This is a genomic window from Francisella sp. SYW-2 (assembly GCF_008711475.1).
Taxonomy (GTDB): domain Bacteria; phylum Pseudomonadota; class Gammaproteobacteria; order Francisellales; family Francisellaceae; genus Francisella; species Francisella salimarina.
This window is the reverse complement of the sequence record NZ_VXKO01000028.1, coordinates 23,796-30,300: the sequence shown is the minus strand read 5'-3', so window position 1 is coordinate 30,300 and position 6,505 is coordinate 23,796. Positions and strand designations below refer to the sequence as shown.

Genomic DNA, 6,505 nt, shown 5'->3' with positions numbered 1-6,505 from the left:
CTAGACATGATTGTAAATGCTATTCAAAAAATTGGATTTTATAGCAATGATTTCTCCTTGTGTCTCAAAATATTCAATAAAACTACTAAGGAACTTAAAATATGAAAAAATTATCGTGTACAGAGATCAATTCCTAACTTCTTTTGTAGTTTTTCAACATAAGAGAATTCAGTTTCTTTAATAATTAGAATACTATTGCCGGACTTACCCATACGACCTGTTCTACCTGCTCGATGTTGGTAATCTTCTGCTTTGGCTGGGATATCATAATTTATTACAAAATCAACATCATTAATATCAAGTCCTCTAGCTGCAACATCAGAGGCAACTAAAACTTTGATTTGTCCACTTTTGAATTTTTTGATGGTATTAGCTCTATCAATTTTATTTTGTTCACCATGAATAGAGCCAACCCCACATTCTAGTTTATCTATTTTTTTTGTGACGAAATCAACATCATTGTTTCTATGTAGAAATACTATAGATTTGGAAGAAGATATTTTGTTTAGTAACTTTCGTAATGTATCGGTTTTACGATTACCATCAGCTGTGATATAGCTATGTTCTATAGTTTCTTTTTCTTTGGAGTTATCAATAAGCTCTAAATTTTCGATAAAACTAATCGCAATATCAAAGGCGTGGTTTTTGATAGTAGCAGAGCCTAATATATATTGTAGATTTGTGGTTTTAGAGATGATTTGTTTTAAAAGCTTTAAGCTGTCATCTTCAAGCATACGATCCGCTTCATCAATGATACAGTATTGTAGATAAGCAGCCTTTAGTTTTTTTTGATCGATAAGTTCTAGAATCCTCCCAACAGAGCCAACTACAATATTTGGTTTTTTCTTTAATTTTTCTTTTTGTCTTTCTATCGATGCTTTGCCAATTAGTGCTAGTGATTTAATGCCTATACTTGAGAATGTCTCATTTATAAAATTACTAATTTGAATGGCTAACTCATGAGTAGGTGTGAAAAAAACAACTTGTGTAAGAGGTTTTTTATCTATTAATAGTTTATTTATAATTGGCAAAATATAAGCAAGTGTTTTACCGCTACCAGTTGGTGACTTTAGCCAGATATTTTCTCCATTTGAGACTTTTTCAAAACTTAAAATCTGAGAGTTTGTAGGTGTTTTGATATTTTTATTTTCTAATATTTCTATGATGTTTTGGCTTAAGTTTAAGTCTGAAAATAACATAAATATTTGTATTTAAATTGTTATATATGGATAATAGCATATTAGGATGATAATGGCCTAAATTGTTATATCTATTATCTAAGATATGATAATATTTTGCTCAAAAGATTTTTTTAAATAAATTTATTAAATGAAAACAGACGATTTTGATTATAAGTTACCAGAAGAGTTAATTGCTAGTTATCCTTTAGAAAATCGTGATGCTAGTAGGTTGTTAAAGTTGAATAAGCAAACAGGTGAGATCATAGATCATAAATTTACTGATTTTATTGATTTTATCAATCCTGAAGATCTGCTTATCTATAATAATAGTAAGGTAATGCTTGCTAGACTATATGGTGAAAAAATCACAGGAGCAAAGCTTGAATATCTTATAGAAAGGGTTAAAACGCCCAAAATTTTTGAAACACATATTAAAGCAAATCGCTCACCAACTATTGGTAGTGAAATATATGTCCAAGATACTTTAGCAAAAATATTAGAAAAAGATGGCGGTATGTATCTACTTGAGCTGCAGGGTAGTAAAGATATCTATCAATTGATGGAAGAGTTTGGGCATATTCCTTTACCTCCGTATATGAAGCGAGATGATGAAGAATTTGATGCTGAACGATATCAAACAGTTTATGCAAAAGATTTAGGCTCAGTAGCCGCACCTACGGCCGGCTTACACTTTTCAGAAGAGCTAATGCAACAAATAAAAGCTAAGGGTACTGATATAGCTTATATCACTTTACATGTTGGATCAGGAACTTTTAAACCTGTTCAAGTCGATGATGTTAATAATCATAAGATGCATGCCGAAGTAATATCTGTATCTGAAGATGTTTGTGAGAAAATTCATCAAACTAAAGCTAATGGTGGTAGAGTAATAGCTATTGGTACAACTTCTGTACGCTCACTTGAAACAGCAGGTCAAAGTGGAGAAATTCAACCTTACCAAGGTGAGACTGATATTTTCTTATATCCAGGTAAAAAGTTTAATGTGGTTGATGCAATGATTACTAATTTTCACTTGCCTAAGTCTACTCTAATTATGCTAGTCAGTGCATTTGCGGATAAAGAAAAGATTATGAAAGCATATGAGCATGCTATAGCTGAAAAATATAGATTTTTTAGTTATGGTGATGCAATGTTTATTTTTTAAAAAATAAGGAGTGTTTCAAATGAAGTACTTAAAAACAATAGTGTGTGTAATATCAATTGTTTTATTAGGTTCATGCTCAAATGAGCAGGATACTTCAAGTGCTAGCAGTAATGCATCAATTAAAAGTAACTTTAAAGATATGGGTGACTCAATAGGACATGCAGCAAGAGATGTGACAAGAAGCATAGGTCACGATTCAAGAAATATAGTTGATGGTGAATAGTCACTTTTAACACCTTTAAGATAATTATAATCTTTTCTTTGCAATAGCTATATCCTTTTAGCTTTTAGTAATTTATTATTATCAATATTAATGAAAATTAAGTTAGTTAGAGAATGAAGAAAGCATTTTTTTTTGATATTGATGGCACTCTAGTATACGAACATAAAGGAGAGCTTTTTGTCTCAGATAAAAATATCCAAGCAATCAAAAAATTAAGAAAGCAAGGTTATAAGACTTTTATAGCTACGGGTAGATCGCCGAGTTTCATTCCTTCAGCAGTCCTTGATTTGCCTATGGATGGTTATGTTACAGCTAATGGTTCTGTAGTTAGTGTTGGTGATAAACTTGTTTATGAGAAGCTATTTCCACAAAGTGCGATTGATAATGTTTTAGAGTTTTGTGAAAAACATAATCATGATTGGCTTTTTGAAGGTGAATTTGCGTATGTGAACAACCTTGAATCAGAAGATCTTAGTTACTTTTATGATAATGTGATAGTAAGTAAAGATAAGATTATCACAACACATAACTTATATAACGTAACAATTTACAATGCTTTAGTTTTGGGTAGAAATGTTGATACTGTAGCTTTAGAACATACGTTAGGAGATGAGTGTGTGATAGCTCCGCATAATGAAAATGGTTATGTTGACTGTTATTTAGCAGGACATACTAAAGCAGATGGTATAAATAAGGTTGTAGAATATCTAGATCTTGAAGGATATGAGACATACGCATTTGGTGATGGTAATAATGATCTAGAAATGTTTGATCGAGTTGATGTGGCTGTTGCTATGGATAATGCTTCCCCTCAATTAAAAGAAAAAGCAAGTCTAATAACTAAAGCAAACTATAATGATGGTGTATACTATGGTTTATTAAAGCTAGGCTTGATTTAGACTTTATTCTTCTGTAGTTTGTTTAGTGGTGGGGGCTAAAATTAACAAACAAAGGAAGATAAATGAATAAGAAAGTTATATTTACTCTAAGTTTTTTACCTCTACTAGCATTAGCAGCAGATCAAAATCAAACATCTTTAAAGGGCTCTGATTTAATATCAACAGATACGGGAACTATCTATACTTATATATCGCCAAACACTCCTGATCAAAAATTTGAAACAGTTGTTGAAAATTGTAATGAAAACAAAACAGAGTGTACTTATCAGCTAAGAAACTACGATAAAGAAGGTAAGGCAAATGGATATAGTGAGTATACCTATGTCATTAAGAATGGTGCAGTTTTTCAAACGAATACCATGAAAATTAAAGATAATGATGGCGCTATTCGGACAGTGAAGCTTGGAGATTCTGAACTTCAAGATACTCCTTTATTTCCTCAAAAAATAGAGTTAAACAAAGCTGAAACTAGCATAGAAACTTATGATAACTATACTATTAAAGAAACATCAAAATATACTAAATTGATTCCTGAAATTAGTGTTAATGATAATCTCTACAAAAATTGTGTGCAACTCGAATTAAATAATGTTGTTGATTTTAGAGATCATCCTGACAAAGATACAATATACAAGTCTAAGATTATTTACTGTGAAGGTATTGGAGAGGTATATCGTAAATACAGCATGTTTAATTACAAGGGAGAATATGTTTTGGGTCAAAAAGATATTGTTCAATCTTTACATTCAATAACTAAAAATGGCAAAAAGGAAAGTTAACAATGAAAAGAGAGTTAGCTGTATTAGCTTTTTGTTTTTTGGCTTTATCAACAGCCTATGCAAATGAAGAAGCATTGAAAGGCAGTGATTATATTACAACAGATGTTGGAGCTACTTATACTTATGTTTACAATCGTTTAGATAAGCCTACTAAACTTACTCCAGCATTTGATCTAACTGTTAAAAATTGTAATGAGTCTAAGACAAAATGTGTTTATGAGACGGTAACTAAAATGGGTAGTGATAAACCTTATTTAGCTAACGAGTCAGTATATGAAATTAAAGATGGTGTAGTTTATTTCTCATCTATTAAAAGTGGTAAACCTGATGGCACAATAGAAAATATTGATAGTAAACCACAAGAGCTTTTTCCTAAAGAAATTATTCTTAATAAGACTGAAGTTGTAAATTATTCTGATGAAATATCTGATAATCAAGGGACTTCGGTATTTACTAAAGTAATTCCAAAAATAGTAATAAATGATAATACTTATAAAAATTGTATACGTATGGATAATAATGTTAATAATTGTTATAAGAATAAGGATGATAGTAGTAAGAGCTGTCAACATATAATAGATTATGAGATTTATTGCAAAGGTGTAGGTTTGGTTACAGAAAATATCGACGGCGATACTTTGTTGCTTGAAAAAATTACTAAAAAGTAACTCTCTCAGTCTTATTTTTATCTAAATAGTCTCTTGATATAGATCTTGTTTAATAGGTTGGGTGTTGAATATGTTTGTTATAGTTTTAAGCTTTGTATTAATTGGTGTTTTGGTGGGTGTGTTAGCAGGTATGTTTGGCTTTGGAGGAGGCTTAATTATTGTTCCAGCAATTGTAACATTTATCTCTATTCATGAATCATTATTTGTATCTAATTCTATGCATATTGCTGTTGCAACATCTTTATTTGTTATGTTTTTTACCTCTATAAAAACAACATATGCTCACTATAAAGCTAACAATATAATCTGGAGTATTGCCTTAAAGCTAAAGATGGGGTTAATAATTGGTACAGTTTTAGGAGCTACTATGGCAAGTTATCTTTCTAGCAGTCTATTAGAATCTTTGTTTATAATATTTTTGATATATACAGTTATTAAGCTAGTCTTAAAAATGCTAAATAGTGCGAAATCCACAGCTGATGAATATGATACTAATGTAGATAAACCTTTGCCGATATTGCTGTATATTTATGGAATTTTTACAGGTTTTGTTTCAGTTGTATTGGGTATTGGAGGAAGTATAATTATTGTTCCTTTTTTAAGAAGCCGTAACTATAGACTCACAACAGCAGCTGCAATTGCATCATCAATAGTACCTTTTTTAGCACTTTTTGGAGCTATCTCATATATTGTAGCTGGTTATGGGTTATCAAATCTACCTGATTATTGCTTAGGATTTGTATATCTACCGGTAGCGATTAGTTTGATAGTTGGATCATTCATGGGGGTATCAATGGGAGTTAATTTATCAGGTAGAGTCTCTCAAAAAATACAAAATAGGGCTTATTTAGTGATTATGATTATTATACTTATAGTTATGATTCTCTAGGCTTTGTAAATGCTAAAATATAGAAAAGAGGAGCATTTATAAGCGCAATTATATATTTAATAACTAATGTTGAAATTATAACTTCAAAAACATATTCCATTGGGATAATCCCAGCAAATGCAAATCCATAAGTTATAAGCGTAGTATCAAGAATCTGTGATATCAAAGTTGAACCAGTGTTTCTTAGCCATAACCATTTTATATCAGAACTAAAGTTTTTTATCTTAGAGTATATAAGTACATCAAATAGTTGAGATACAAGATAAACTAGGTTTCCGATAATTACAGCTTTTAAAGCGCCACCATTTATTGAGAAAAGTAAATTTAAAGAGTTATTTATATCATTATAGAAATCATCATTTAAGCTTTTGAATAGCGTTGAGATAAACATCAAAAGCACGAATGATAGACCGAAAAAGATCGATTTTAGGACAGCTTTGCGTGCTTCTTGCCGACCATATTTCTCGTTAAGCAAGTCATTTGCTGTAAATATGCCACCAAACATTACATTACCGAGTGTTGCAACAATATGAAAACCAGCAATATCGTAAGCAACGCCTTTGTTAACTTGGATATTTGCAGCAATAACACTAATAACTATAAATACATGTAATCCTTTTTTGCCAAAAAGCTTATAAGCTAGAAACAAGACAAAGAAGTCTACAAAAGTAAATAGTATTAAAAGATTGAAATTTGTCATT

At 30.6% G+C, this 6,505-nt stretch carries 8 protein-coding genes; 6 read left to right on the top strand and 2 right to left on the bottom strand.

The genetic code is table 11. The features are described from left to right. Nucleotides 1-110 precede the first annotated feature (110 nt). A complete protein-coding gene (locus F3D57_RS08555; RefSeq protein WP_150465942.1) occupies nt 111-1,199 on the bottom strand; it encodes a DEAD/DEAH box helicase in 1,089 nt (362 codons plus the stop codon). Between the two features lie 130 nt (nt 1,200-1,329). Here F3D57_RS08555 and queA point away from each other — a divergent pair, with 130 nt between their 5' ends. From queA to F3D57_RS08525, 6 genes are all read left to right on the top strand, one after another. Next, on the top strand, nt 1,330-2,346 hold the full coding sequence (gene queA / locus F3D57_RS08550) for a tRNA preQ1(34) S-adenosylmethionine ribosyltransferase-isomerase QueA (protein ID WP_150465940.1): 1,017 nt from the start codon (nt 1,330-1,332) through the stop codon (nt 2,344-2,346). Nucleotides 2,347-2,365: 19 nt separating this feature from the next. After that, entirely contained in the window at nt 2,366-2,569 is a 204-nt protein-coding gene (locus tag F3D57_RS08545) for a hypothetical protein (RefSeq protein ID WP_013922853.1), read from the top strand. 113 nt (nt 2,570-2,682) lie between these two features. Continuing rightward, complete coding sequence (locus F3D57_RS08540) at nt 2,683-3,468, top strand: Cof-type HAD-IIB family hydrolase (RefSeq protein ID WP_013922854.1); 786 nt, start codon at nt 2,683-2,685, stop codon at nt 3,466-3,468. A gap of 62 nt (nt 3,469-3,530) precedes the next feature. After that, nucleotides 3,531-4,247 (top strand): hypothetical protein, encoded by a 717-nt coding sequence (locus tag F3D57_RS08535; RefSeq protein ID WP_150465939.1) that lies wholly within the window; start codon nt 3,531-3,533, stop codon nt 4,245-4,247. 2 nt (nt 4,248-4,249) lie between these two features. Further along, on the top strand, nt 4,250-4,915 hold the full coding sequence (locus F3D57_RS08530) for a hypothetical protein (protein WP_150465938.1): 666 nt from the start codon (nt 4,250-4,252) through the stop codon (nt 4,913-4,915). A 70-nt stretch (nt 4,916-4,985) separates the two neighbouring features. Beyond that, nucleotides 4,986-5,804, top strand: a complete 819-nt coding sequence (locus F3D57_RS08525) for a sulfite exporter TauE/SafE family protein (protein WP_150465937.1) — start codon at nt 4,986-4,988, stop codon at nt 5,802-5,804. Here F3D57_RS08525 and F3D57_RS08520 read toward each other — a convergent pair. Beyond that, nucleotides 5,791-6,504, bottom strand: a complete 714-nt coding sequence (locus tag F3D57_RS08520) for a queuosine precursor transporter (protein ID WP_150465936.1) — start codon at nt 6,502-6,504, stop codon at nt 5,791-5,793. The genes F3D57_RS08525 and F3D57_RS08520 overlap by 14 nt on opposite strands. Between the last annotated feature and the right edge of the window lies 1 nt (nt 6,505).

Coding starts and splice junctions, on each gene's coding strand:
- F3D57_RS08555 (WP_150465942.1), bottom strand. CDS start 1,199: ATGTTATTTTCAGACTTAAACTTAAGCCAAAACATCATAGAAATATTA.
- queA (WP_150465940.1), top strand. CDS start 1,330: ATGAAAACAGACGATTTTGATTATAAGTTACCAGAAGAGTTAATTGCT.
- F3D57_RS08545 (WP_013922853.1), top strand. CDS start 2,366: ATGAAGTACTTAAAAACAATAGTGTGTGTAATATCAATTGTTTTATTA.
- F3D57_RS08540 (WP_013922854.1), top strand. CDS start 2,683: ATGAAGAAAGCATTTTTTTTTGATATTGATGGCACTCTAGTATACGAA.
- F3D57_RS08535 (WP_150465939.1), top strand. CDS start 3,531: ATGAATAAGAAAGTTATATTTACTCTAAGTTTTTTACCTCTACTAGCA.
- F3D57_RS08530 (WP_150465938.1), top strand. CDS start 4,250: ATGAAAAGAGAGTTAGCTGTATTAGCTTTTTGTTTTTTGGCTTTATCA.
- F3D57_RS08525 (WP_150465937.1), top strand. CDS start 4,986: ATGTTTGTTATAGTTTTAAGCTTTGTATTAATTGGTGTTTTGGTGGGT.
- F3D57_RS08520 (WP_150465936.1), bottom strand. CDS start 6,504: ATGACAAATTTCAATCTTTTAATACTATTTACTTTTGTAGACTTCTTT.